General features: G+C 71.0%; 16 protein-coding genes. 3 read left to right on the top strand and 13 right to left on the bottom strand.

What is annotated here, in order from left to right; all coding sequences use genetic code 11:
• Positions 1–24: 24 nt before the first annotated feature.
• From AMYBE_RS0100630 to AMYBE_RS0100610, 5 genes are all read right to left on the bottom strand, one after another.
• Positions 25–615, bottom strand: a complete 591-nt coding sequence (locus tag AMYBE_RS0100630; RefSeq protein ID WP_020657384.1) for a dihydrofolate reductase family protein — start codon at positions 613–615, stop codon at positions 25–27.
• The gene (locus AMYBE_RS0100625) at positions 612–1,418 is read right to left on the bottom strand and encodes a metalloregulator ArsR/SmtB family transcription factor (protein WP_020657383.1); all 807 of its coding nucleotides are present in this window, start codon (positions 1,416–1,418) and stop codon (positions 612–614) included. Before AMYBE_RS0100625 ends, AMYBE_RS0100630 begins: the two co-directional genes overlap by 4 nt.
• Positions 1,419–1,437: 19 nt before the next feature.
• The gene (locus tag AMYBE_RS0100620; protein ID WP_020657382.1) at positions 1,438–1,722 is read right to left on the bottom strand and encodes a Rossmann-fold NAD(P)-binding domain-containing protein; all 285 of its coding nucleotides are present in this window, start codon (positions 1,720–1,722) and stop codon (positions 1,438–1,440) included.
• Between the two features lie 202 nt (positions 1,723–1,924).
• Complete coding sequence (locus tag AMYBE_RS0100615) at positions 1,925–2,581, bottom strand: response regulator (protein WP_020657381.1); 657 nt, start codon at positions 2,579–2,581, stop codon at positions 1,925–1,927.
• Positions 2,578–3,804 (bottom strand): sensor histidine kinase, encoded by a 1,227-nt coding sequence (locus AMYBE_RS0100610; RefSeq protein ID WP_020657380.1) that lies wholly within the window; start codon positions 3,802–3,804, stop codon positions 2,578–2,580. Before AMYBE_RS0100610 ends, AMYBE_RS0100615 begins: the two co-directional genes overlap by 4 nt.
• A 168-nt stretch (positions 3,805–3,972) precedes the next feature.
• Between AMYBE_RS0100610 and AMYBE_RS0100605 the strand changes: the two genes are divergently transcribed.
• Together AMYBE_RS0100605 and AMYBE_RS0100600 are read left to right on the top strand one after the other, a co-directional pair.
• On the top strand, positions 3,973–4,281 hold the full coding sequence (locus AMYBE_RS0100605) for a hypothetical protein (RefSeq protein WP_020657379.1): 309 nt from the start codon (positions 3,973–3,975) through the stop codon (positions 4,279–4,281).
• 18 nt (positions 4,282–4,299) lie between these two features.
• Positions 4,300–4,515: a hypothetical protein gene (locus tag AMYBE_RS0100600; RefSeq protein WP_020657378.1), complete on the top strand. Its 216-nt coding sequence runs from the start codon at positions 4,300–4,302 to the stop codon at positions 4,513–4,515.
• A 92-nt stretch (positions 4,516–4,607) separates the two neighbouring features.
• On the opposite strand, the gene AMYBE_RS0100595 is transcribed toward AMYBE_RS0100600, so the two are convergent.
• Genes AMYBE_RS0100595 through fabI form a run of 3 tightly spaced genes read right to left on the bottom strand, consistent with a single transcriptional unit; the run spans position 4,608 to position 7,187 of the window.
• The gene (locus AMYBE_RS0100595; protein ID WP_020657377.1) at positions 4,608–5,408 is read right to left on the bottom strand and encodes an ABC transporter permease; all 801 of its coding nucleotides are present in this window, start codon (positions 5,406–5,408) and stop codon (positions 4,608–4,610) included.
• On the bottom strand, positions 5,405–6,364 hold the full coding sequence (locus AMYBE_RS0100590) for a daunorubicin resistance protein DrrA family ABC transporter ATP-binding protein (protein WP_020657376.1): 960 nt from the start codon (positions 6,362–6,364) through the stop codon (positions 5,405–5,407). The genes AMYBE_RS0100595 and AMYBE_RS0100590 overlap by 4 nt, the downstream gene beginning before the upstream one ends.
• The gene (fabI, locus tag AMYBE_RS0100585; protein ID WP_020657375.1) at positions 6,357–7,187 is read right to left on the bottom strand and encodes an enoyl-ACP reductase FabI; all 831 of its coding nucleotides are present in this window, start codon (positions 7,185–7,187) and stop codon (positions 6,357–6,359) included. Before fabI ends, AMYBE_RS0100590 begins: the two co-directional genes overlap by 8 nt.
• Positions 7,188–7,295: 108 nt before the next feature.
• On the opposite strand from fabI, the gene AMYBE_RS0100580 reads away from it, so the two are divergent.
• Positions 7,296–7,511, top strand: a complete 216-nt coding sequence (locus tag AMYBE_RS0100580) for a hypothetical protein (RefSeq protein WP_020657374.1) — start codon at positions 7,296–7,298, stop codon at positions 7,509–7,511.
• Positions 7,512–7,514: 3 nt separating this feature from the next.
• Here AMYBE_RS0100580 and AMYBE_RS0100575 read toward each other — a convergent pair whose 3' ends face one another.
• The 5 genes from AMYBE_RS0100575 to AMYBE_RS0100555 all read right to left on the bottom strand — a co-directional run bounded on the left by AMYBE_RS0100575 (position 7,515) and on the right by AMYBE_RS0100555 (position 24,493).
• On the bottom strand, positions 7,515–8,495 hold the full coding sequence (locus tag AMYBE_RS0100575; RefSeq protein ID WP_020657373.1) for a TauD/TfdA family dioxygenase: 981 nt from the start codon (positions 8,493–8,495) through the stop codon (positions 7,515–7,517).
• Positions 8,496–8,523: 28 nt separating this feature from the next.
• Complete coding sequence (locus AMYBE_RS0100570) at positions 8,524–9,291, bottom strand: thioesterase II family protein (RefSeq protein WP_027927251.1); 768 nt, start codon at positions 9,289–9,291, stop codon at positions 8,524–8,526.
• Between the two features lie 162 nt (positions 9,292–9,453).
• Positions 9,454–9,663, bottom strand: coding sequence for an MbtH family protein (locus tag AMYBE_RS0100565; protein ID WP_020657371.1), 210 nt, complete (start codon positions 9,661–9,663; stop codon positions 9,454–9,456).
• Positions 9,660–13,571, bottom strand: a complete 3,912-nt coding sequence (locus tag AMYBE_RS40765) for a non-ribosomal peptide synthetase (RefSeq protein ID WP_020657370.1) — start codon at positions 13,569–13,571, stop codon at positions 9,660–9,662. Before AMYBE_RS40765 ends, AMYBE_RS0100565 begins: the two co-directional genes overlap by 4 nt.
• Entirely contained in the window at positions 13,568–24,493 is a 10,926-nt protein-coding gene (locus AMYBE_RS0100555; protein WP_027927250.1) for a non-ribosomal peptide synthetase, read from the bottom strand. The genes AMYBE_RS40765 and AMYBE_RS0100555 overlap by 4 nt, the downstream gene beginning before the upstream one ends.
• Position 24,494 lies beyond the last annotated feature (1 nt).

Genomic DNA, 24,494 nt, shown 5'->3' with positions numbered 1-24,494 from the left:
AGGCGAACAGCACCGCGCGCCCGGTCAGCGCGCGCGGTCGTAGACGAGTGCCAGTTCGCCCTGCGCCCCGGTCTCCTGATGCGCGACAGTCCACTTCGTTCCCGGCAGCCCGTCGTCGAACAGCCGTGGGCCGCCACCGGCGATTTCCGGGCAGATGGTCAGGTAGAGGCGGTCCACGAGGTCGGCGGCCAGCAGCGCCTTGATCACGCTGACGCTGCTGTTGACCAGGATGTCGCCCTCCCCCGCCGCCTTGAGCTCGGCGACGACCTCGGCGGCCGGCGCGTTCACGATGCGCGCGCCCTCCCACGGCGATTCGGCGAGAGTGCTCGACAGCACCACCTTTTCCGTGTCCACCAACCACTTCGCGTAGCCGCGGTCGCGCGGGTCCGCGTTCTCGTCGGCGGCGACCGTCGGCCAGAAGCCGAGGAATCCTTCCGCGTTGCGGCGACCGAGCAGCACGGTGGTCGCGTTCTCCCAGATCCGGGTCAGCTGATCGCGGGCGACGTCGGTGGTGACGTACGGGATGATCGCGCTCAGGTCGCCGGGGCCGCCCGGACCGTGGTAGCGGCCGTCGAGGGTGAGGGCGAGATTGGCGGTGACGCGGCGTTCGTTCATGACTGGACTTCCTTTCCGGCAATGACTTCGATGAGGTGGTCGAGCACCTGCCCCCAGCCGGTTTCGATCCCGGCGATGGCGGACACGGCTTCGACGGTCGTTTCGGTGATCTCCAAATCCAGCCGCAGCCGGGTGCCCTCGCCAGCTGCGGCGAGTGCCAGGTCGTAGCGGCCGCGAAACGCCACAGCGCCCGCCGCGTCCAGCACCGACAGGTCGAACTCGAGCCGCTCGGCGGCGACGGCGGTCCGGACCTGTCCTTCCGATCGGTAGTCGGCTTCGGCGTCGCGGTAGGCGAGCACGACGCGTCCGCCCGGAGTCGGTTCGAGGACGCATTCGGTGACGGTCAACGACGGCGGGACCCACCAGGAGGTCAGCCGCACGGCGTCCGTCCAGTACTGCCAGACGGTTTCCGGCGGCACCGGCAGCACGCGTTCGAAGACGAACGCCCGGCCGTCGGCCCAGCGATCCTGATCGGCGGCAGCGGTGTCGGCCTCGATGGCCGCGCGGTAGCGGTCGAGCACGTCCCGCTCCCCCGCATGCGCGTCGATCGTCTCCGCCAGGTCCCGGAGCCGGTCCGCGAACTCCCGCAGCGGACCCGATTCGGCCGCGTAGACCCGCCGTTGCCCGAGCGGGGCCATGGCGACCAGGCCGGCGCGGGCGAGGGTCTGCAGATGCTTGGTCGCCTGCGGCTGGCGCAACCCGGTCAGCTCGGCCAGTTCGCCGACCGACCGGGGTCGTTCGGCGAGCAGTCCGACCAGCCGCCACCGGGCTGGGTCGGCGAGCGCTGAGGCTATCCCGTCCATGAAGAGAAGTATTCATCGATCAGAATATTCTTGTCAAGGAATTCTTTCGCCAGGGTGGCAGCCGGGCAGCGAGGTTGCGGGCCAGCAGCGCGGTCTTGGTCCGCGGGACCAGCATCGCCGCCGCGGTCTGAACCCCGCGTCGCTTGGAGTTCACGCGCACCCGGTGCTCGGTTTCGTAGCGCGCGAAAGCCTCCGCGTGACCGGGGGCTTCGGCCAGCGCACTGGCCAGAATGCGCGCGCCGACGATCGCGAGGCTGGAACGGGTTTCAGGAGGGTCTAGCGGGCGCTGACCGAGCAGGACCATGGCAGGGCGACGAAGGCGGGGCGGGATAGGGCGAGCCGGACGACAGCGGGAACCGGGCGAGCCGGACCATCGCCCGACTACGACGGAACCGGCGAGCCGGACCACGTCGAGACGACGAAGGGAGCCGGGCGGGGCAGGACCACGCCGAGACGACGACGGGAGCCGGGCGGGGCGGGACGCCGGGAGGACCCGGGCGAGAGCCCTACCGCTCAGCCAGCCCGGCCTCCTGCGCGACGATCGCCGCCTGGACCCTCGAGCGGAGATTGAGCTTGGCGAGCACCTTCGAGACGTGCGTCTTCACCGTGGTCTCGCCGATGAACAACCGGCTGGCGATCTGGGCGTTGGACAAGCCTTTGCCCAGGCAGGTCAAAACGTCGCGCTCTCGGTCGGTCAAACCGTCCAACGGGACGCCCGGCTGTGCGGGCTCCGGCGGTTGAGCCGAACCGGCGAACGCGGCGATCAGCTTGCGCGTCACCTGCGGGGCCAGCACCCCCTCGCCCGACGCCACCAGCCGGACCGCTTCCACCAGGCGCGGGGCTTCGACCGACTTCAGCAAAAAACCCGCGGCACCGGCGCGGAGCGCGGCGTACACGTACTCGTCCAGGTCGAACGCCGTCAGCACGAGTACCTCGCCCAGGCGCTCGGACACCAGTTCGCGGGTGGCCGCGATGCCGTCGACGCCAGGCATCCGGACGTCCATCAAGGTCACGTCCGGGCGCAGTTCCCGGGCCCGGGCTACCGCTTCCGTTCCGTTCGACGCTTCGCCGACCACCCGGATGCCCTTGGCGTTGTCCAGGATCAGCACCAGCCCGGCCCGTACCGCGCTGTGGTCGTCGGCGACCAGCACGTCGATCGTCACGCGTTCACCTCCACGACGGGCAGGATGGCCCGGACCAGCCAGCCGGCTTCGGACGGTCCGGCCGACACCGTGCCGCCGACGGCGGCTGCTCGCTCCCGCATGTTCAGCAGCCCCGTTCCGGTGTCGCCGGTTGTTCCGGGCCGTCGGGTCAGCTTATTGGCCACCTCTACGGTGAGCGAGCCGTCCCGTCGGCTGATTTCCACTCGAACCTTACTGTGCGGCGCGTGTTTCACCGCGTTCGTCAACGCTTCTTGCGCGATCCGGTAGGCCGTCAAGTCCACCGCGGCGGGCAAATCCGGCAGACCGGCCACCGCGGCGTCGATGTCGACGTCCACCTCGACGCCGGTGGCCCGGGCCGACTCCACCAGTTTCGACAGGTCGGCCAGCCGGGCCGGAGCGGTCGTTTCGTCCGGCTCCGCGGCGTCGGTGCGCAGCAGATGGATGATCGCGCGCATTTCCTCCAATGCACGGACGCTGTTCTCGCGCACCGCGACCAGCACCCTTCGCGCCGTCGCCGGGTCCTCGCTGTTCATCGTGAGCACGGCCTCGGACTGGATCGCGATCGCCGACAGATGGCCGGCGATCACGTCGTGCAGATCGCGTGCCATTCGGGACCGCTCGGCGGCCACCGCCGCGGTGCGGTCCAGTTCGCCGATCTTCGCCAGATGCTCCGCGTTCGTGCGGGCCGCGTCGGCGATCTCGCGGTGCTGGCGGATGCTCGTCGCCCACCAGACCGGGATCACCGCGAACGGGACCGCGACGAAACTGCCGATGACCGTCACCCACCAGTCCGGGTCGAAGAGCAGGCCGATCAGCAGCACCCCGGCCAAACCCAACGCCGCCGGCGGGAGGATTCCCCGGCCCAGCCGCCGCGGACCGTACAGCGTCGCCGCGTACAGCAAATCCGCGAACACCACGAGAATCGGCATGCTGACCCCGAAAAGACTGTCCGCGACGAGCAGCACGCTGCCGGCGGTGAGCGCGACGACCGGCGCACGCCGGCGGAACACCTCGACGAAACAGATCGCGGCGAACAGCGTCGGGCGCAGCCACCCCGGGGTCAGATCCGTGGTTCCGGTCTCGTACAACGGATAAAGCCCGACCAGGTACATCACCGTGCCGGACGCCACCGAACTCGCGACGATCAGCAGATCCTGGCTGCGCGGCGGAAGAGTCCGCAGGCGAGCGAGCACCGCGCGGAAGCCGCAGAGACGGGCGAACACGACACCATCCCAGCATGGGCCCGGCAACGGCCACATCCTACGAATTGATGAGCCCCGGCTCAGTCCGTTCGGCGATGCGTCGCCGAACGCCCCCTCGCCATACTCGATCTCGTCCGGTTGCACCGAACCGCCGAAATCCTTCCGGCGGCCAGAGGAGTGGATCGCGGGATGAGAATCGCACTGATCGCGCTGGTCGTGGCGACGGCGTTGCTGGTGAGCGGGTGCAGAGTCAACCCGCTGGGCATGGGGGACAAGAAGGATCTCGTCTGCTCGGCCGCCAAAGCCTGGATCGCCGCCGATCCTTCGGTGAAAAAGAAAGTCGACGGCGAGCTGACCTCGGCGGTGCAGAAAGCCGAGTCCTCGACCAAGGAAGCGGACCGTTCGAACGCCACGAAATACGTGCTGTCGGCCGCCAAGAACCTGCTGCACGGCGTCCAGACCGCGGCCGCGAAACGCAAAATCGAAAAGTACTGCTGAAACCCAGGGGACCTGACCATGAATGCGGAAAAGAACGAAAACGAAGGCAAGTGGGCTCCGTGGTACGTCTACGTGGTGCTCATCGTCGGCGCCAACCTGCTGAAACAGAAGCTGATCGAGGGCGTGCCCGCGATCGCCAACATCGCCATCACCCTGGTGCTCGTCGCGGCGCTCATCGTCGGGATCACCGCGGTCTACCGCGCGATGACCGGGGGACGGCAGCGGCAGCGGTGACCACAGCCGTCTGCGCCGTACCCCCTAGGGCGCAGACACCGGAGGCAGGTGCCGGGAGCAGTCCGGCACCTGCCTCTCTTTTCGTGCCCTGCTCAGCGCGCCGCGACGCGGCGGTAGGCGCGCATGCTCAGCGGCACGAAGACCACGATGATCGCGACCGACCACAGCAACGCGTACAGGGTGGCGTGCTCGACCGGCCAGCCGCTCAACCGCGGCACGCCGGCCGGGCTCGGATTGCCGAAAAGCCCGCGCACCGCGTTGATGACCGCGGTCACCGGATTCCACTCCGCGATGACCCGCAACGGTCCCGGCATCGACGCCTCCGGCACGAAACCGGAGGAGACGAAGGTCAGCGGAGTCAGCCAGATCAGCCCCGCGCTCTGCGCGACTTCCGGACTCGGCGCGAGCAGGCCGATCAGCGCGCCGATCCACGACATGGCGAACGCGAACAGCAACAGCAGCAGGTACGCGCCGATCGCGTCCAGCACGCTGCCGCGGATGCGCCAGCCGATCACCAGGCCGCACACCGACATCACCAGCAGCGCGACCACGCTCACCGCGAGGTCGGACGCGGTGCGCCCGACCATCACCGCGACCCGCGAAATCGGCAGCGAGCGCAGCCGGTCGATGACGCCCTTGCCCAGGTCGGTGGACAGCCCCATCACGGTGAACGCGGAGTTGAACGCCAGCGTCTGGGCGAGGATCCCGGCGAGCAGGAACTCGCGGTAGGAGGCGCCGCCGAGCAACCCGCCGAAGACGAACCCGAACAGCAGCACGAACATGATCGGCTGCACCACCGCGGCGAACACCCAGTCCATGCTGCGGCGCACGTGCAGCAGGTTCCGCCAGGCGATCATGTAGCCGTCGGTCACTCCCTTGGCCAGGGTCGTCATTCCGCCGCTCCGTCCGCGCTGGTTTCGGTCAGGGTGAGGAAAACGTCGTCCAGCCGCGGCCGGTGCAGCGACACGTCCAGCACGCGCACGCCGCGGTCCTCCAGCCGCTGCAACGCTTCCACCACCGTTTTGGTCCCCGCGTGCACCAGCACGTGCCCGCGCCGCAGGTGGTTCTCGACGACCGGCTCGGCGGCGCCGACCTCGGCCAGCACCTCGCGCAGCGCGGGCAGCTCGGCCGCCGTGGCGACCACGAACTCCAGTCGTTCGCTGCCCACTCGCGCCTTCAGTTCGTCCGCGGTGCCCTGTTCGATGATGCGGCCCCGGTCCAGCACGGTGATCGAGTCCGCGAGCTGGTCGGCTTCCTCCAGGTACTGGGTGGTCAGCAGCACCGAAGTACCGTCGGAAACCAATTCCCGGACCAGGTCCCAGGTGTCCATCCGGGACCGCGGGTCCAGTCCGGTCGTCGGTTCGTCCAGCACCACCAGCGACGGGCTCGCCACCAGCGCGCCGGCCAGGTCGAGCCGCCGGCGCATCCCGCCGGAATACGTCTTGGCCGGCCGCTCCGCCGCGTCGGTCAGCCGGAACCGGCCGAGCAGCTCGCGGGCCCGCGCGGCGGATCCCTTGCGCCCCAGCCCGTACAGCCGGCCGACCAGGTACAGGTTTTCGTACCCGGTCAGTGCTTCGTCCACTGCCGCGTACTGGCCGGACAGGCCGATCGACCGGCGCACCTCCCCCGGGTCGGTGCGCAGGTCGTGGCCGGCGACGGTGGCTTCGCCCTCGTCCGGGTCCAGCAGCGTGGTGAGCACCCGGACCATAGTGGTCTTGCCGGCACCGTTCGGACCGAGCAGTCCGAGCACGGATCCCTTGGGCACCAGCAGATCCACCCCGTCGAGGGCGCGGTGCGTGCCGAAGTTCTTCACGATGCCGCGCGCCTCGACCGCGTACTGCTCAGTCATGCTGCTCCGCCCGGACCGGCAGCGGAGCCAGCGGCGTGCCCGGCCGGTCGCCGATCGCGTGCACTCCGCCGTCCACGTGCAGGATTTCGCCGGTGGTGGCGGGAAACCAGTCGGACAGCAGTGCGACGCAGGCGCGGGCGACCGGATCGAATTCCTGGTCGTCCCAGCCCAGCGGGGCACGTGCGGCCCAGCGCTGGCCTTCCGCACGAGCGGCTTCATTGCCGCCGGGGCCGATCGCCTTCGCCGCGGTGGTGCGCAATGGCCCGGCCGCGACGAGGTTCACCCGGATTCCGGCCGGACCGAGGTAGGACGCGAGGTACCGGGCACACGATTCGAGCCCGGCCTTCGCGACTCCCATCCAGTCGTACTCGGCGAACGCCCGGGCCGCGTCGAAGTCGAGGCCGACCACCGACGAACCGCGGTTGAGCATCGGCAGCACCGAGCGCACCACCGCCTGCAGCGAATACGCGGACACCTGCAGCGCCGGGGCGACGTCGGTCCAGTGCGCGGTCATGAAGTTCCCGCCCATGGCCTCGACCGGCGCGTACGCGATCGAGTGCAGCACCCCGTCGAGACTTTCGACGTGCTCGCCGACCAGCTCCGGCAGCCGTTCGAGATGCGCCGGATCGGCGACATCCAGCTCGACTACCGGCGCGGGTTCGGGCAGCCGCTGGGCCAGCCGTTCGACCAGCCGCAGCCGGCCGTATCCGGTGAGCACCACCCGCGCGCCCTGTTCCTGTGCCGCACGCGCGACGTGAAACGCGATCGAGGAGGTGGTGAGCACCCCGGTCACCAAAAGGCTCTTACCTTTCAGCAGATCCATGTCATCCCCTTCCGGCCGCCGGCCGGTTTGCCTGTTCCCCTGGTTTTCTGCAATCCTGGCTGCCATCCCGGCCGCGTCCGCGGAAAACCCCTGTCGAAAAGGTGCTCAATGGTTCTGGTCGACATCATCGGCGTCCTCCTGCTGATCCAGGGATTCGGTTCCCTGGGCCAGCGCATCGCGGGAAAGGACACCACCGAGAGTTTCTTCGTCGTGAATTACGTTCCGCAATACCAGCCGTACGCGAGTATCCTGCTAGGCGTGCTCGGCATTCTCGTGCTGTGGTTCAGCTTCCGGGTGCGGCGCAACCGCCGCAACCGGGGCTGAGCCTCATTTTTCCAGCACGTATCCGTCGTTCGTGCGGAAATCGCGCGAACGGCGGAAGTCGGCCAGCACGTGGGTGCGCTGCAGCCACCGGTCCCGGCCGTCGTAGCGGGGCGTGAAGGCGGACCGGCCGTGCACGGTGACCCGGTTGTCCACAATGGCCAGATCGCCGGCGCGCAGCCGGATCCGGCTGAACGAGGCTTCGAACAGCCCGCTCAGCTCGGCCATCGCTTCGGCTGCCTCTCCGGTGACCGGCCGGGTGGCCGCCTCGTCGATGCGCAGGTCCGGGTCGTCGAGGTTGCCGGGCAGCACCGGGTGCGGTTCGGCCCGGCCGGCGCCTTCGCCGAACGAGGGCGGGGCCTCGGTGACGAACTGCGGCGAGCGCAAGGTGGCCAGCGCGGATTCGCTCAGCTTCGGCAGCACCTGCCGCGAGCAGACCGTGCGCAGTTCGGCGATCCGCTCGTGGTCCGGCCGCACGCACAGCAGCATCACGAAATCCGGGCGGTGCGCGTGAAAGGCGTTCTCGGTGTGAAAGGTCAGCCGCACCGATCCCGCGTTGCCCTGGAACTTTTCTTTGCCCGGCACCGGAACCACGTTCTGCACGAGCGCGCCGGTCTTCTCCGGGCGGAACGCGGCCGGGTCGCCGAGGCCGTGCGCGATCAGCATCAGCACGGCGGCCGACACGGTCGCTTCGCGCAGCACCGAACCGTCCTCGACCGGCGTGTCCGGCAGGTTTTCGACGTCCACCGGCAGGTTGCGCACCAGCAGCGCGCCGCCCTCGCCGGAGTGCCGGCGGAACTCGCGCAGGCTGCGGCGCAGCCCGATCGGCGAGTCCTCCCAGGCTTGCCGGGTCGCGGCGACCCAGGCAGGCGAATCGACCTTGCCGCCGTAAAGCGGCAGCAGAGTGCGGGCGAGCCGTTCGAATTCGCGGTGCTCGGCGAGGTCGAGCGTGGCCGTGGCCAGCGCTCCGTCTTCGACGGTTTGCATTGTCCCTCCAGAGAAAACGGACGGCCGGTCAGACCGGCTGACAAGAGCGATAGGCGGTGGCGATCTCGGCGGAGACCGCGGCGAGCACCTCGCCGGGATGCTCGCGCAGGTAGAAGTGGCCGCCGGGGAAGACCCGGTGGGCGCGCAGCGGACCGGCGGCGGTGAGGTCGGCCCAGCCGTTCGCCTGGTCCTCGGTGACGTCCTCGTCGACCGCTCCGCGGAACACTGCCAGCGGAGCGCGCACCGGGACCGGAGAAGAAGGCCGGTAGGTCTCGATCACCTGGTAGTCGGCACGGATGGCGGGCAGCAGCATCTCCCGCAGGTCCGGATCGTCCAACGCGGACGGTCCGGTCTCGTAGCGGCGCAGTTCGGCCACCAGGTCGTCGTCGCTGCCCAGGTGCAGCGCTTTGGGTTCGCGCCGGTGCGGGGCCGCGTGTCCGGACGCGATGAGCAGCGCGGGTTCCCGTCCGGCCGCCTCCAGCCGACGGGTCGTTTCATACATCAGCGAAGCGCCCATACTGTGTCCGAAAAGGACGACTGGCCGGGCGAACAGCGGCTCGATCGCCTCGGCGACCGCGTCGGCCAGGTCGGCCATCGAGAGCAGCGGCGCGGTCCCCAACCGGTTTTCCCGGCCCGGGTACTGCACCGTCTGGACCTCGACCTCCGCGGGCAAGCCGCTTCCCCAGTCGCGGAAGAAGCTCGCCGCTCCGCCCGCGTGCGGCAGGCAGACGAGAGTGCACCGGGCGTGCGGGCGCGGGGTGCGCACGCGGAGCCACTCCGCGGAGTTTCCAGCCATCATCGGGCCGCCTTTCCAGTCGAGAGTTCGTCTCGGGCGGGCGGGCGCGGCTCTGGGCGATCCGTGAAGGGAACATTGAGGGACTCTGAGTTCCTTAATGTTCCCTTCACGGCCCAGCCCCGAGCCTTGTCGACCACCGCGGGAGACCGGCTTGGGAGAAGGTCAGGAGTCCATCGCGTCGACGAGGCTCTTCGGCCGCAGGTCGGTCCAGTTCTGCTCGATGTAGTCGAGGCATGCCTGGCGGTTCTCCGCACCGAAGTTCACCCGCCAGCCGGCGGGCACGTCCACGAAGACCGGCCACAGCGAGTGCTGGCCCTCGTCGTTCACCAGGACGTAGTAGGAGCCTTCGGGGTCTTCGAACGGGTTCGTCATCGGGTTCCTTTCTCAGGGTTGTCTGCCAGGGCCTGGTTGATCGCCTCGGCGACCGTGTCGAGCGTTTCCCGACCGGTCATTTCTTCATGGCTGCAGCCGGTGCGGCGCACCGTGATCGGGCCGTCCACAACGGACTCCCAGCGCTCCGGCCGCCGGACCGGGTCGCCCGCCGGGGCATCCGCGGCGAAGAACAGCAGCCGTCCGCGAAACCGGCGCGGCGGGTGTTCGAGCATCGCGCGGGTGCCGGAGAGGTAGTTCTCCAGCACGGTTTCGGCGACTTCGTCGGTGACCCAGTCGTGGTCGCCGAGTTCCCTCCGCAGCACCGCGAACACCTTGGCCCGGCCTTCCGGGCTGTCCAGATCGGACGGCACGAGCCCGGCCGGGCCGAACGCGTCGGCGAAGATCTCGTCGCGGCGCAGCGGCGCGGCGGCCGGTGCCGGGTAGGAGTCCAGGAGCACCAGCAGATCGACTTCTTCGCCCTTTTCCTGGAGCTGCACCGCGATTTCCTGGGCCAAGTGGCCGCCGAGCGACCAGCCGAGCAGCCGGTACGGGCCGTGCGGCGCGATAGTGCGGATGCGTTCGGCGAAGTCGGCCGCGCGGTCGGCGATCGACCGCGGTGCGAGCGGGTCGCGCGGGTCACGGGTCTGCAGCCCGTACACCGGGATCTCCGGGTCCAGTTCGCCGAGCAACCCGGTGTAGCACCACGACAGCCCGGCTGCTGGGGGCAGGCAGAACAGCGGCGGCCGCGATCCGCCGCGCCGCAGCGGCAGCAGGACGTCGAGGGCGTCGCCCGCCGGTTCTCCGCCGTCCAGCCGGTGCGCGAGCGCGGCCGGAGTCGGCGCTTCGAACACCGTCCGCACGCTCAGGTCGACGCCAAGCCGCGCGCGGACCGCGCTGACCAGCCGAGTGGCGAGCAGAGAGTGGCCGCCGAGAGTGAAGAATCCGTCCTCCGGGCCGACCCGGTCGACGCCCAGGACCTCGGCGAACGCCTGACAGAGCAGCTCTTCGGGTACCGTGCGCGCTTCCCGTCCGGCGGCGGTGGTCAGCTCCGGTGCGGGCAGCGCCCGGCGGTCGAGCTTCCCGTTCACGCTGACCGGCAGCTCGGCCAGCGTCAGGAACGCGCTGGGCACCAGGTGCGGGGGCAGCGTGGCGGCGGCGAACTCGGCCAGCTCGGCGGCGCTGGGAGCGGGCTCGGCGGACGGCACGACGTACGCGACGAGCCGCTGGTCGCCGGGCCGGTCCGCGCGGACCACGACCGCGACCTGGCTCAGCGCCGGGTGCCGCAACAGCGCGGCCTGGATCTCCCCCGGCTCGATGCGCTGGCCGCGAATCTTCACTTGGTCGTCGGTGCGGCCGAGGTAGCCGAGTGTCCCGTCCTCGCGCCAGCGCGCCAGGTCGCCGGTGCGGTACATCCGCGCACCCGGCGGACCGTACGGGTTCGCCACGAACCGTTCCGCGGTCAGGCCCGCGCGACCGACGTACCCGCGAGCTAGCTGGTCGCCGGCGAGGTACAGCTCGCCGGGAACGCCCGGCGGCACCGGGGCCAGGTGCGCGTCCAGCACGTAGGTCGCGGTGTTCCACACCGGACGGCCGATCGGCACGGTGGCCAGGTTGCGGGTGCAGGCCCAGTACGTGACGTCCACCGCGGCCTCGGTCGGGCCGTAGAGGTTGTGCAGTTCCGCGCCGAGCAGGTCGAGGCAGGCGTCCTTCGCGGCGGCTGGGAGTTCTTCGCCGCTGCACACGACGCGGCGCAGCACGCCCCGGCAGCCGGCGGTCGTCGGTTCGGCGAGGAAGACTTCCAACATGGACGGTACGAAATGGACAGTTGTGACGCGCTGTTCCCGGATCAGCTGAGCCAGGTACGCCGGGTCCCGGTGCCCGTCCGGCCGGGCCACCACGAGCGCGGCACCGGTGAGCAGCGGCCAGAAGAACTCCCAGACCGAGACGTCGAAGCCGAAGGGAGTCTTCTGCAGCACTCGGTCGTCCGCGCCCAACCGGTACTCCGCCTGCATCCACTCCAGCCGGTTCACGATCGCGGAATGTGCGACGCCGACACCCTTGGGCGTGCCGGTCGAACCGGAGGTGTAGATGACGTAGGCGAGCTGCTGCGGAAGGATCGGGCCGCCACGTTCCGCATCGGTAAGCGGGGCTGGGGACGCGGCCGCCCATTCCGCGCGCAGCGCCGGGTCGCTCAGCCGCACCAGCAGCCCCGCTGGCGGCTCGGCGGTGTCGGTGACCACGCACGCGGGCTGGGAATCGTTGAGCATCAACGAGATCCGGCTTTCCGGGAGTGCGGGATCGATCGGCAGGTAGCCGGCACCGGTCTGCAGCACCGCCAGCAACGTGACGACCAGGTCCGCCGAACGCGGCAGTGACACCGCGACCAGCCGCTCCGGACCGGCGCCGCGGGCGAGCAGGACACGGGCCAGCTGGTTGACCTGAGCGTGCAGCTCCGCGTAGGTCAGCGTGCCGCTCTCCGACTGCAGAGCCAGCGCGTCCGGCGTGCGTATCGCCTGCGCGGACAGCAACGCGGACAGGGTCTCCCGGCTGCGCGGGTGCGCGGTGTCGTTCCACTCGCGCAGGACGCGGGTGCGCTCGGCGGGCGAGATCAGCTCGAGCGCGTCGACGGCCTGGTCCGGGTCGGCGGCAATGGCTTCGGCCAGTCGCGTCAGCCAGTCGCCGAGCCGGGTGACCAGTGCGGGCTCGAACGCGTCCGGCCGGTAGTCGATCCGGAACTTCAGCCGGCGGCCGGGAACGCCGAGCAGGGTGACCGCGTAGTGCGTCGAATCGCGGGCCTCCAGTTCGGTCACCCGCACGCCGCCGGTCAGCTCCGCCCCGCCGTCGGCCGCGTCCGCCGGGTAGTTCTCGAACACCAGGCTGGTGTCGAACAGCTCGCCCAGCCCGGCCTGCCGCTGGATCTCAGCGAGCCCGGCGTGCTGGTGCGGCAGCAGTTCCGTCTGCCGGTCCTGGACCGCGTCGAGCAGCGCCGCCAACGACTGTCCGGACTGCCAGGCGATGCGCACTGGCAGCGTGTTGATGAACAGCCCGACCATGCGCTCGACTCCGGGCAGTTCCGGCGGGCGTCCGGACACGGTGCCGCCGAACAGCACGTCAGTGCGGCCGAGCAGCCGGCCGAGCACCAGCCCCCACATCGTCTGCGCGACCGTGTTCAGAGTCCAGCCGCGACGGCGGGCGACTGTGGACAGCCGGGTGGTCAGGTCTTCCGGGAGTTCCAGCAGGTGCGAATGCGGGGCCAGCGCACCGCCGCGGTCGAACGGAGCGACCAGGGTCGGCTCGGCGGTGGCGTCCAGCACCCGGTTCCACGCGGCGAGCGCGGCCTCGGAATCCTGCGCGGAAAGCCAGCGGAGGTAATCCCGGAACGGCGTCACCGGCGGCAGCGCACCCGGATCGGCACCGTTCTCGTAGAGCTCGAACAGCTCGTCCAGCAGCACCGGGACGGACCAGCCGTCGAGCAGGATGTGGTGCATGGTCAGCGCGAGCCGCCACTGCGCGTCCGGCAACTGGAACAGCACGAACCGAAGCAGGACCTCGTCGCCGAGCGCGAACCGTTCGAGCCGGTCGGCGTCGTAGCGGGCGATGAACTGCGCCTCGGCCACCGACGCGTCCAGAGCGGACAAGTCGACGGTGTCCCAGGGCAGCTCGACTTCGCTGGGGATCACCTGCAGCGGTTCGTCTACGCCCTCATGCACGAACAACGCGCGCAGATTGGCGTGCCGGCGCACCAGCGCTTCCGCCGCCGCGCGAAGCCGGTCCGCGTCGAGAGTGCCGTGCAATTCGACGTAGAGCTGCACGGTGTAGAAGTCCAGGCCCTCGGTCTCGTACAGCGAGTGGAAGAGCATTCCCTGCTGCAGCGGAGAGAGCGGGAGGATGTCGTCGATCCTGGTCACGAGCGTCGCCCTGCCTTCCTCAACTTGGCCTCCAGCTGGTCGATCTTGCGCTGGGACAGCGAAACCATCGCCACGTCCGACGGGGTGAGCCCGCCCGCGTCCGGCTCCCGCACGTGCTCGGCGAGCGCGGTCAGCGCGTCCCGCCACAGCCGCGCCAGTTCCGCGACGGCGGGTTCGGCGAGCAACGCGGCCGGCCACGCGAGGCTCGCTCGCAGCCGGGGGCCGTCGGGTCCGTCCTCGGTGACCGCGTTGATCTCCAGCACGTGGCCGAACGGGAGCGAACCGTCGCCGATCTCGCTGTCGCCTTCGTGGTCCGCCGCCGGGGCCCAGTACCCGCCTGCCGCGCCCGCGGAAATGCGGCCGAGGTAGTTGAAGCCCAATTGCGGCGGGGCGCAGGAGCCGAGCTTGTCCGCGGTCTCCGGGTTGAGGTGGCGGAGCAGGCCGTAGCCCAGTCCGTGGTCGGGCACCGCGCGCAGCGATTCCTTGGCCCGCTTCAACGCTTCGCCGAGACCCGGACCAGCCGCGGTGACCTCGGTCCAGGACAGCGGGGCGACGTCCAGCCGCACCGGGAACAGCGTGGTGAACCAGCCGACGGTACGCGACAGGTCCACCCCCGGTGCCACCGTTTCCTCTTGCCGGCCATGGCCTTCCAGGTCGACCAGCAATGCGCCCGGCAGCTGTTCGTCGCGGCGCAGGAGCCATTCCCGGACCGCGAGTCCCAGACCGGCGAGCAGCACGTCGTCCACTCCGGCGCGGAATGCCGCCGGAACCGTGGTGAGCAACCGGGCGGTGAGGCCGGGAGCCAAGTCGAGGTCGACGGTCCGCGCGGTGGCCAGCGTGTCCCGCTCCGGATCCAGCGCGACGGAACCGATTCTCGGCTGTGCGGTGTCCGCGACGTCGAGCCAGAAGCGCAGCTGGCTCGTCCAGCGCTCGCGCACGGCGGCGTCCGCGAGCAGCTTCGCCCACCGCCGCAGCGAGGTGTGCACCGGCTGCAGCTGCGGCCGCGTTGCCGCGCGGACCGCGGCCCACGCTTCCGCCAGGTCCGGCAGCAGAACCCGCCACGACACGCCGTCGACCACCAGGTGGTGCGCGATGATCAGCAAGCGGCCGGGGGCGTCGCCGTTGTCGAACCAGACCAGCCGGATCATCCGGGCGGCGTCCGGGTCCAGTTCGCGGCGGGCAAGTTCGCTTTCCCGGGCTACCAGACCAGCCAGTTCGGCTCCGGCCAGGCCAGTCGCGTCGATCCGGCGGACGGCTTGCGCGGCGTCGAGATCCGCGGCCGGCAGGGTGTGCAGTGCCCAGCCGTCCGTCCGGGTCAGCTGCATCCGGAGTGCGTCGTGGTGCGCCAGCACCGCGGCGAACGCCTCGGTCAGGTCCGGCAGCGTCAGCTCGGCCGGGGTAGTGACCACATAGGACTGGTTGAAGCCGTCGATCGCCCCGCCGCCGGCCTTCAGCCATTCGACGATCGGGGTCAGCGGCAGCTCGCCCACGCCGTCGTCCGCCGCCAGTTCCTCGGCGCTGGCCGGGCGGGCGACAGCGGCGAGCGCACGCACCGTCTTGCCCTGGAACACTTCGCGCGGCGTCAGGACTATCCCGGCCTTGCGGGCGCGGCTGACCAGCTGGATGGAGACGATGCTGTCGCCGCCGAGGTCGAAGAAGTCGTCCTCGACGCTGACTTTCTCCAGGCCGAGCACGTCGGCGAAGACTCCGGAGAGGAGATCCTCGAACGCGGTCCGCGGCGGAGCGGCGTCCACTGCCGCCGCGCGTTCCGGATCCGGCAGCGCGGCCCGGTCGATCTTCCCGTTGACAGTCAACGGGATCTCGTCGAGCACGACGAACGCGGCCGGGACCTGGTAGCCGGGCAGCGTGGCCGCGACGGCCTCGCGGATCCCGGCGAGGTCCTTTTCGGCCGGTCCGACCAGATATGCCACCAGCCGCCGGTCGCGGACCAGCACGACCGCCTGCGCCACCGAGTCGTGGCGCGAAAGCACCGATTCGATCTCGCCCAATTCGATCCGGAATCCGCGCAGTTTCACCTGGTCGTCGGCTCGGCCGAGGAATTCCAGCGCGCCGTCCGCGCGGCGGCGGACCAGGTCGCCGGTCCGGTAGAGCCGGGAGCCCGGCGGACCGTACGGGTCGGCGACGAAGCGCGCGGCCGTTTCCGCCGGACGGTCGTGGTAGCCCCGGCCGAGACCGGTGCCCGCCAGGTACAGCTCCCCCGGGGCGCCTGGCGGGACCAAGCCGAGCCGGCGGTCCAGGACGTAGGCGCGGGTGTTGTCCAGCGGCGAGCCGATCGGCATCGGCTCCGGCACCGGCTCACTCGGACGGACGCGGTGGTGCGTGGCGAACGTGGTGGTCTCGGTCGGGCCGTATCCGTCGACCACGGTCAGCTCCGGGCAGTGCGCCCGGACCGCGGCGACTGCTCCCGCCGGGACGACGTCGCCGCCGGTCCACAGCTCCTGAACCCCGGCCAGGCACTCCGGCGCTTCCTCGGCTACCAGGCGGAACAGGCCAGCGGTCAACCACAGCGCGGTGACGCCGTACGTGCTGATCAGCCGGGACAGTCCGGGCAGGTCGAGTTCGCCCGGCGGGGCCACCACGACGGTGCCGCCGCTGAGCAGGGGCGTCCACAGTTCATAGGTGGTGGCGTCGAACGCGTGCGACGAGTGCAGCAGCACCCGGTGGTGCGCGGTGCCGAAAGCCCGGTCGGTAGCCAGCTCGACCACGTTGGCGTGGGTGACCGCGACGCCCTTCGGCCGGCCGGTCGAGCCGGAGGTGTACATCAGGTAGGCGAGCCGGTCGAGCTGGATCTCCTGGTCCGGCGCGTGCTCCGGGCTGTCCGCCGGGTCGGCGGCGCGCAGCACGTGCGGCGGTGGAGTCAGCCCGGCGGGCAGCTCCGGCCGGTCGGTGATCAGCACCGGCACGCCGACCTCGTCCAGGATCAACTCCAGCCGCTCGGCCGGGTACGACTCGTGCAGCGGCAGGTATGCCCCGCCCGCCTTGAGCACGCCGAGAACCGCGGCGATCAGCTCGGGCGAACGCTCCAGCAGCAACGCGACTGGGGTTTCCGCCTCGACGCCCGCGGCGAGCAGGCGATGTGCCCAGCGGTTCGCCTGCGCGTCGAGTTGCCGGTAGCTGAGCGTCCCGGCGGCGGAAACCACCGCCGGGGCGTCCGGCGTCTCGGCGGCGCGCTCCTCGAACAGCTGCACCACGGACGTGCCCGCGACCGGGACGTCGGTGTCGTTCCAGCGCACCAGTTCGCGGTTGCGTTCGGCGCTGTCGAGCAGTCCGATCCGGTCCACCGGCCGGTCCGGCCCGCGGACCGCGGCGTCGAGCAGCCGGGCAAGGCGCGCGCCCAAACCATCCACTGTGGACTCGTCGAACAGGTCGGCGGCGAATCCGATGACGCCTTCGATGCCTGCCGGGGTGCCGTCCTCGGCGAAGGTCTCGTTCAGGTCGAAGGACAGGTCGAACTTCGCCGGAGCCGTGCGGAGGTCGGCGAGCGCCGGGGTGAGGCCGGGCAGCTCCAGGTCCGGCTCGGGGGTGTTCTGCAGGACGAGCATGACCTGGAACAGCGGGTGCCGGGCCAGCGAACGGTCTGGCTTCAGCAGCTCCACCAGCCGGTCGAACGGCAGATCCTGGTTGGCGAACACGGCCAGATCGTCGTCGCGGACCCGGTCGAGCAGCTCCCCGAACGTCGGGCCGTCTGCCGTGTCGGTACGCAGGACCAGCGTGTTCACGAAGAACCCGACCAAGTCCTCCACCGCCCGGTCGGTGCGTCCGGCGACCACCGTGCCGAGCACGACGTCGGGGCCGGCGCCGAGCCGCGACAGCAGAGCGGAGATTCCCGCTTGCAGCACCATGAACAGGCTCGCTCGGTGTTCGCGAGCCAGCTCCGCGAGGCGGCCGTGCACCTCGGCGGGCAGCCGCCATTCGACCGAGCCGGGCCGGTGCGTGGCGACTGCCGGACGGGGGCGGTCGGTCGGCAGCTCCAGCACGTCTGGGGCGCCTGCGAGCCGGTCGCGCCAGAAGCGCACCTGACCGGCCAGCGGGCTGTCGTTGTCCTCTTCTGACCCGAGGACTTCCCGCTGCCACAACGTGTAATCCGCGTACTGCACCGGCAGCGGCGGGAACTCCGGGGCCGCACCAGCGTGCCGCGCCCGGTACGCCGTGCTCAGGTCCCGCAGCAGTGGGGTGAGCGACCAGCCGTCCCCGGCGATGTGGTGCAGCACGACGAGGAGAACGTGCTCGGTCGCGTCGAGCTCGAACAGCCACGTCTTAAGCGGCAGTTCCCGGGCGAGGTCGAACCGGGTCGCGGCGGCCGCGTCCAGCTGACTGGCGAGGTCAGTCACCGGGGCGGTTTCCAGGACGAGCAGGTCCGCGGCGTCGGCCGGGGCGAGAATCCGCTGGTGCGGGCGGCCGTCGACGTCCGGGAAGACGGTCCGCAGGGCCTCGTGCCGGGTCACCACGTCGCGCAGGGCCGCGGCCAGCGCTTCGGCGTTCAGCTCGCCGGAAAGCCGGAGGGCGAGCGGGATGTTGTACATGCCGCCCTCCTCGTCCAGCCGGTCGAGGAACCACAGCCGCCGCTGCGCGAAGGAAAGCGGCAGTTCGGCCGGACGTTCCCGGACCGACAGTGCCTGCCGGGCAGCACCCGATTCGCCCGCGGCACGGGCGAGCCCGGCCGGGGTCGGCGTCTCGAACACCGCGCGGATCGGCAGCTCGACTCTCAGCGCCGCGCGCACCCGGCTGATCAGCTTCGTCGCCAGCAGCGAGTGGCCGCCGAGGTCGAAGAAGCTGTCCTCGACGCCGACCTTCTCCAGCTCCAGCACTTCGGCGAAGACCTCGCACAGCACGGTCTCGTCGCGCGTGCGCGGTTCCCGGCTCTCTCCGGCCACCGCGAACTCCGGGTCCGGCAGTGCGCGACGGTCCAGCTTTCCGTTGGCGTTCAACGGGAATTCCGGAAGCGCGACAAACACCGCGGGCACCATGTAGCCCGGCAGCTGTGCCGCGGCATAGTCCCGCAGGCCATCGGTCGAGCCGACGACATACGCGACGAGTTGCTTGTCCCCGCGCCGATCCTCGCGCACCAGTACGGCGACCTGCTCGAGGCCGTCGTGCCGGGACAGCACCGATTCGATCTCGCCGAGTTCGATCCGGAACCCGCGCACCTTGACCTGATCGTCGGCGCGGCCGAGGTATTCGAGGTCGCCGGTCGCCGTCCAGCGCACCAGGTCGCCGGTCCGGTACATCCGCTCGCCGCTGGCGCCGAACGGGTTCGCGACGAACCGCTCGCCGGTCAGCGCCGCCCGGCCCAGGTATCCACGGGCCAGCCCGGCTCCGGCGATGTACAGCTCGCCCGCGACGCCCGGCGGCACCGGGCGCAACCGCGCGTCCAGCACGTACGCCTGGTGATTCGCCAGCGGCCGTCCGGTCAGCGCAGGGCGGGTCAGCGTCTCGTCGCCGGCCGACCGCCATTCCAGGCAGTACACCGTCGCTTCGGTCGGCCCGTAAATGTTGGCGATCTCCGCCCCGGGCACGACCTCCCGCACCTGGTTGAACACCCGCGCCGGCAAGCCTTCCCCGGCCAGCACCACACTCCGCGCCGACAAGTCGACGCCGGCGCTCAGCACCTGCGCGAACACCGAGGGCACGCCGGACACCAGTCCGCCCGACCAGCCCCGGTCCACCAGCGCGGTCAGGTTCTCGACCAGCTCGACCGACCCGCCCGCGGCCAGCGGAGCAAACAACTCGAACACCGAGACGTCGAAGTTCAGCGACGTCGACAGCAGCACCGAAGCCAGCTGTTCGGCCGTGAAGTACTCGGTCGCCCAGCAGACCAGATCGGCCACGGTGGACTGCGGGACCGCGACGCCCTTGGGCCGTCCGGTCGAGCCGGAGGTGTAGATGACGTAGGCGAGCCGGTCCGCGGGCAGGTCCGGCGCGCCGGAGAACGGTTCTGCCGCGGTCCATTCCGCCCGCACCGCGGGGTCGTCCAGCGCCAGGCGCAGCGGCCCGGCAGGGAGCGTCGCACCCGTCGCGGAATCGGTGAGCACACAGACCGGGGCGGCGTCCTCGAACAGGAAGGAAATCCGCTCCGCCGGGTAGCCCGGGTCCACCGGCAGGTACGCGCCGCCCGCTTTCAGCACTGCCAACAGCGCGACTACCACTTCCGCCGTGCGCGGCAACGCGACCGCGACCAGCGTTTCCGGCCCGACGCCCCGGCCCGACAAGACCCGCGCCAGCCGGGCCGCGCGCTCGTGTAGCTCCGAGTACGTCATCGACTCGTCTCCGCAGACCACGGCCACCGCGTCCGGCCGGTCGGCCGCGCGCGCTTCGAGCAGGCCGATCAGCGAGGTGTCCGGCCGCGGCCGCGCGGTGTTGTTCCAGGTCACGAGGACGCGTTCGCGTTCGTCGGCGCCGAGAAGGTCGATGTCGCCGATGCGGATGCCGGGGTCGGCGAGCACCGCGTCGAGCAGGCGGCGCAGGCGGCGGCCGAACGACTCGGCGGTGCGCCGGTCGAACAGATCGGTGGCGTAGTCGAGGCTGCCCTCGATGCCAGCCGGACGACCGGCCGCGTCGAAAGTCTCCTGCAGGTCGAAGAGCAGATCGAACTTCGCTACCGGCACCGACGTGTCTTCGATGCCGAGCGCCAGCCCGGGCAGGTCCAGTGTCGGCTCCGGCGCGTTCTGCAGCACGAGCATGACCTGGAACAGCGGATGCCGGGCCAGCGACCGCGCCGGGTTGAGCACTTCGACCAGCCGCTCGAACGGCACGTCCTGGTGCGCGTAGGCGGCGAGGTCGGCCTGGCGCACCCGGGTGACCAGGTCGCGGAACGCCGGATCGCCCGAGGTGTCGGTGCGCAGCACCAGCGTGTTCACGAAGAAGCCGACCAGGTCGTCCAAGGCGTCGTCGGTCCGGCCCGCGATCGGGGTGCCGAGCGGGATGTCCGTGCCCGCGCCGAGTCCGGTGCACAGCGCCGCGACCGCGGCCTGCAGCACCATGAACACGCTCACCTTGCATTCGCGGCCCAGCGCGGCCAGCCGTTCGTGCTGCGCGGCCGGGATCCGCAGCTCGGTCCGGTCGCCGCGGTAGGACGCGACGGGCGGACGCGGCCGGTCGGCGGGCAGTTCGAGCACGACTGGTGCGTCGGCCAGCTGCTCGCGCCAGAAGCGCAACTGTTGCGCGGACAGGCTTTCTTCGTCCGTTTCGGAACCGAGCAGCTGCCGCTGCCACAGCGTGTAGTCCGCGTACTGCACCGGCAGCGGCTCGAACTCCGGCGCGGTGCCGGTCAGCCGGGCGCGGTAGGCGCGTTCGAGGTCTCCCAGCAGCGGGGCGAACGACCAGCCGTCGCCCGCGATGTGGTGCAGCGTCAGGAGAAGCACGCGCTCGTCGGTCGCAAGGTCCACAAGGGACACTCGGATCGGCAGGTCGGCGGCCAGGTCGAACGGAGCGGCGATCGCTTTGGCGAGCGTCTCGGACAGGGTGTCCTCGTCGGCTTCCGCGAAGCGGATCGTGAGCCGTTCCCGCGCGGCTTCCGCGGCCAGCACCAGCTGCCGCGGCTCGCCGTCGACCTCCGGGAACACCGTGCGCAGCGCTTCGTGCCGTGTCACGACATCGCCGAGCGCGGCTTCGAGCGCGGGCTGGTCCAGCTCGCCGGTGAGCCGCAGGGCGAGCGGGATGTGGTAGGTGTCGCCAGCTTCGTCCAGCTGGTTCAGGAACCACAACCGGCGCTGGGCGAACGACAGCGGCAGTACGGCCGGTCGCTCGGTCACCTCGACGGTGCGGCGCGCTCCCTGCGCGGATTCGACCGCGCGGGCGAGCCCGGCCACGGTCGGCGCTTCGAACACCGCGCGGATCGAGAGCTCGACTTCCAGCACCGAGCGGACCCGGCTGATCAGCCGGGTCGCCAGCAGCGAATGCCCGCCCAGCTCGAAGAAATCGTCGTCCGCGCCCACGGTGGACAGACCGAGCACGTCGGCGAACAGACCGGCCAGCAGTTCCTCGGCGTAGCCCTTCGGGGCCCGGCCGCCACCGGCCGCCGCGCCGCCGAAGTCCGGCGCGGGCAGCGCGCGCTTGTCCAGCTTTCCGTTGCCGGTCAGCGGAAGCCGGTCCAGTTCGACGAACGCGGCCGGGACCATGTACTCCGGCAGCGCGGCCGCCGCGTGCGCCCGCAACGCGGTGCCGTCGAAGCTTTCGCCAGCCGCCGGGACAACGTAGGCGACCAGCCGCTTGTCGCCCTGTTCCTCGTGCACCAGCACAGCCAGCGGACCGGCCGACGGGTGCGTGGAGAGCACCGACTCGATTTCGCCCAGCTCGATCCGGTATCCGCGGATCTTGACCTGATCGTCGGAACGGCCGGCGAACTCCAGCGTGCCGTCTTCACGCCAGCGCGCGAGGTCGCCGGTGCGATACATCCGCGAACCCGGTGCGCCGAACGGGTTCGCCACGAACCGGCCCGCGGTCAACCCGGCGCGAGCGACGTAGCCGCGCGCCAGGTTCTCCCCCGCGATGTACAGCTCGCCCACCTCGCCCGGCGGCACCACGGCCAGCGCGGCATCGAGCACGTACGCCTGGGTGTTCCACAGCGGAACGCCCAGCGACAGCACCTCGGCCGGGATCTGCTCGCCCGGCTCGATCGCCAGCGACGTGCAGCCGACCGTTGTCTCAGTCGGTCCGTACTCGTTCACGACGCGCGCGTCCGGGTGTCGCTGCCGCCACACGTCGAGCACCGCGCCGGGCAGCGGCTCGCCGCCGAGCACGAGCTCCGCCTTCGGCGAGTACTCGTCCGGCAGCACGTTCAGCACCGACAGGTGGCTGGGCGTGCCTTTGAGGAACGCGAACCCTTCGCGCGCGGTCCGGCTTCCGGCTTCGACACCGCCGTCCATCAACCGGCCCAGGTGCACCGAACCGCCGGAGATCAGCGGTGCGAACAGGCCGGTCACGGTGAGGTCGAACGACACCGGCGAGTGCAGCAGGACGCTTTCGCGCGACGCCGGGTACGTGTCCACAGCCCATAGCAGGTAGTTGAGCGCGGCCCGGTGTTCGATGACGGTGCCCTTGGGCTTGCCGGTCGAACCGGACGTGTAGATGACGTACGCCGGGTTCTCCGGGCGCACCGGTGCGCGGAGCGGTGCGTCCGAAGTGGCTGCCAGTTCGCTGCGCACCGCGTCGTCGTCCAGTCGCAGCACCGGAATCTCACCGGCGGGCACGCGCGGAGCGAGTTCGGTCGTGGTGATCAGGCAGACCGGGCTGGTTTCGGCCAGCATCCCGGCCAGCCGGTCGGCGGGCAGCTCCGGGTCGAGCGGCAGGTAGCCGGCGCCCGTCGCCAGGACGGCGAGAATGGCGGCGATCAGCCCCGGTTCGCGCGGCACCGCGATCGCGACCAGCTGTTCCGGACCGGCACCCCGCTCGATCAGCAGGCGAGCCAGCCGGTTCGCGGAGCTGTGCAGCTGCCGGTAGTCCAGTTCGACGTCGCCGTGGACCACGGCGAGCGCGTCCGGCGTCTGGTCCGCCTGGCGGCGCAGCAGCTCAGTGAGGGTGGCGCGTTCGGTCGGACGCGCGGTCTGGTTCCAGCCGACCAGGATCTGCTCGCGCTCCGCCGGGTCGAGCAGGTCAAGAGAGCTGACGGCGCGACCGGGCTCGGCGGCGACCGCGGCCAGCACCCGGCGCAGCGAGCCGCCGAGCCGCCGCACGGTCGCGTGCTCGAACAGGTCCTGCCGGTAGTCGATGCGGAAGGTGAGCCGCTCGCCCGGGATGCCGACCAGGCTGAGCGCGAAGTGCGTGGCGTCGCGGCCGTGGAAGTCGGTGATCCGGACGCCGCCCGCCAGCTCCGGCGTGGTCTCTACGTCGACCGGGTAGTTCTCGAACACGGTCGCGGTGTCGAACAGCTCGCCCAGCCCGTGCCGCTGCTGCACCTGCGCCAGCCCGACGTGCTGGTGCGCCAGCAGTTCGGTCTGCCGCCGCTGCGCCGCGGTGAGCACGTCGGCGAGCCGGTCGCCGGGCGACCACGCCACTCGCACCGGCAGGGTGTTGATGAACAGGCCGATCATCCGCTCCACGCCGGGCAGCTCCGGCGGACGGCCGGACACCGTGCCGCCGAAGACCACGTCGGTGCGGCCGAGGTGGCGTCCGAGCACGATGCCCCACGCGACCTGCGCGAGAGTGTTCATCGTCCACTCGTTCTGGCGGGCCACTGTGGACAGTCGCGCGGTCTCTTCGGCGGTCAGCTCCAGGTGGACCTGTTCCGGCACTCCGAGATCGCCGCCGTCCGCGCCCGCGTGCGTCAGCGAGGGCTCGGTCAGCCCGTCGAGCGCCGAGGCGAACGCGGTCAGCGCGGCCTCGGTGTCCTGCCCGCCCAGCCAGGCGAGGTAGTCGCGGTACGGCGCGACCCGTGGCAGCCCGGACGCGTCGCCCGCGGTTTCGTACAGCGAGAACAGCTCGTCCAGCATCACCGGCACGGACCAGCCGTCGAGCAGGATGTGGTGCACGGTCAGCACCAGCTTGAACGCCTGGCCCGGCAGCGAGACCAGGACGAACCGCAGCAGCGGGGCCCGGTCCAGGTCGAACCGGCGGACGCGTTCGGCGTCGGTCAGCTCGGCGTACTCGGCGGCCGGGTCGGCTGCCCCGGTGAGGTCGGCTTCGCGCCACGGCAACCGCACCTCGCGGCGCACCACCTGCACCGGCCGGTCCAGGCCGTGGTGGCGGAACGCCACGCGCAGGTTAGCGTGCCGGCGCACCAGCGCCTCGGCGGCCGCGCGCAACGCGGCCGGGTCTAGGTCGCCGTGCAGGCCGATCTCCATCTGCGCGGTGTAGACGTCCAGGCCGTCCCGGTCGTAGAGGGAGTGGAAGAGGAAGCCTTCCTGCAGCGGGGTGAGCGGCAAAATGTCCTCGACGGCGGACCGCTTGCGCGGGGGCTGGGTCATA

It is taken from the genome of Amycolatopsis benzoatilytica AK 16/65, assembly GCF_000383915.1.
Lineage (GTDB): Bacteria > Actinomycetota > Actinomycetes > Mycobacteriales > Pseudonocardiaceae > Amycolatopsis > Amycolatopsis benzoatilytica.
The sequence above is the reverse complement of the archived record's forward strand: the minus strand, read 5'-3'. Positions and strand labels throughout refer to the sequence as shown.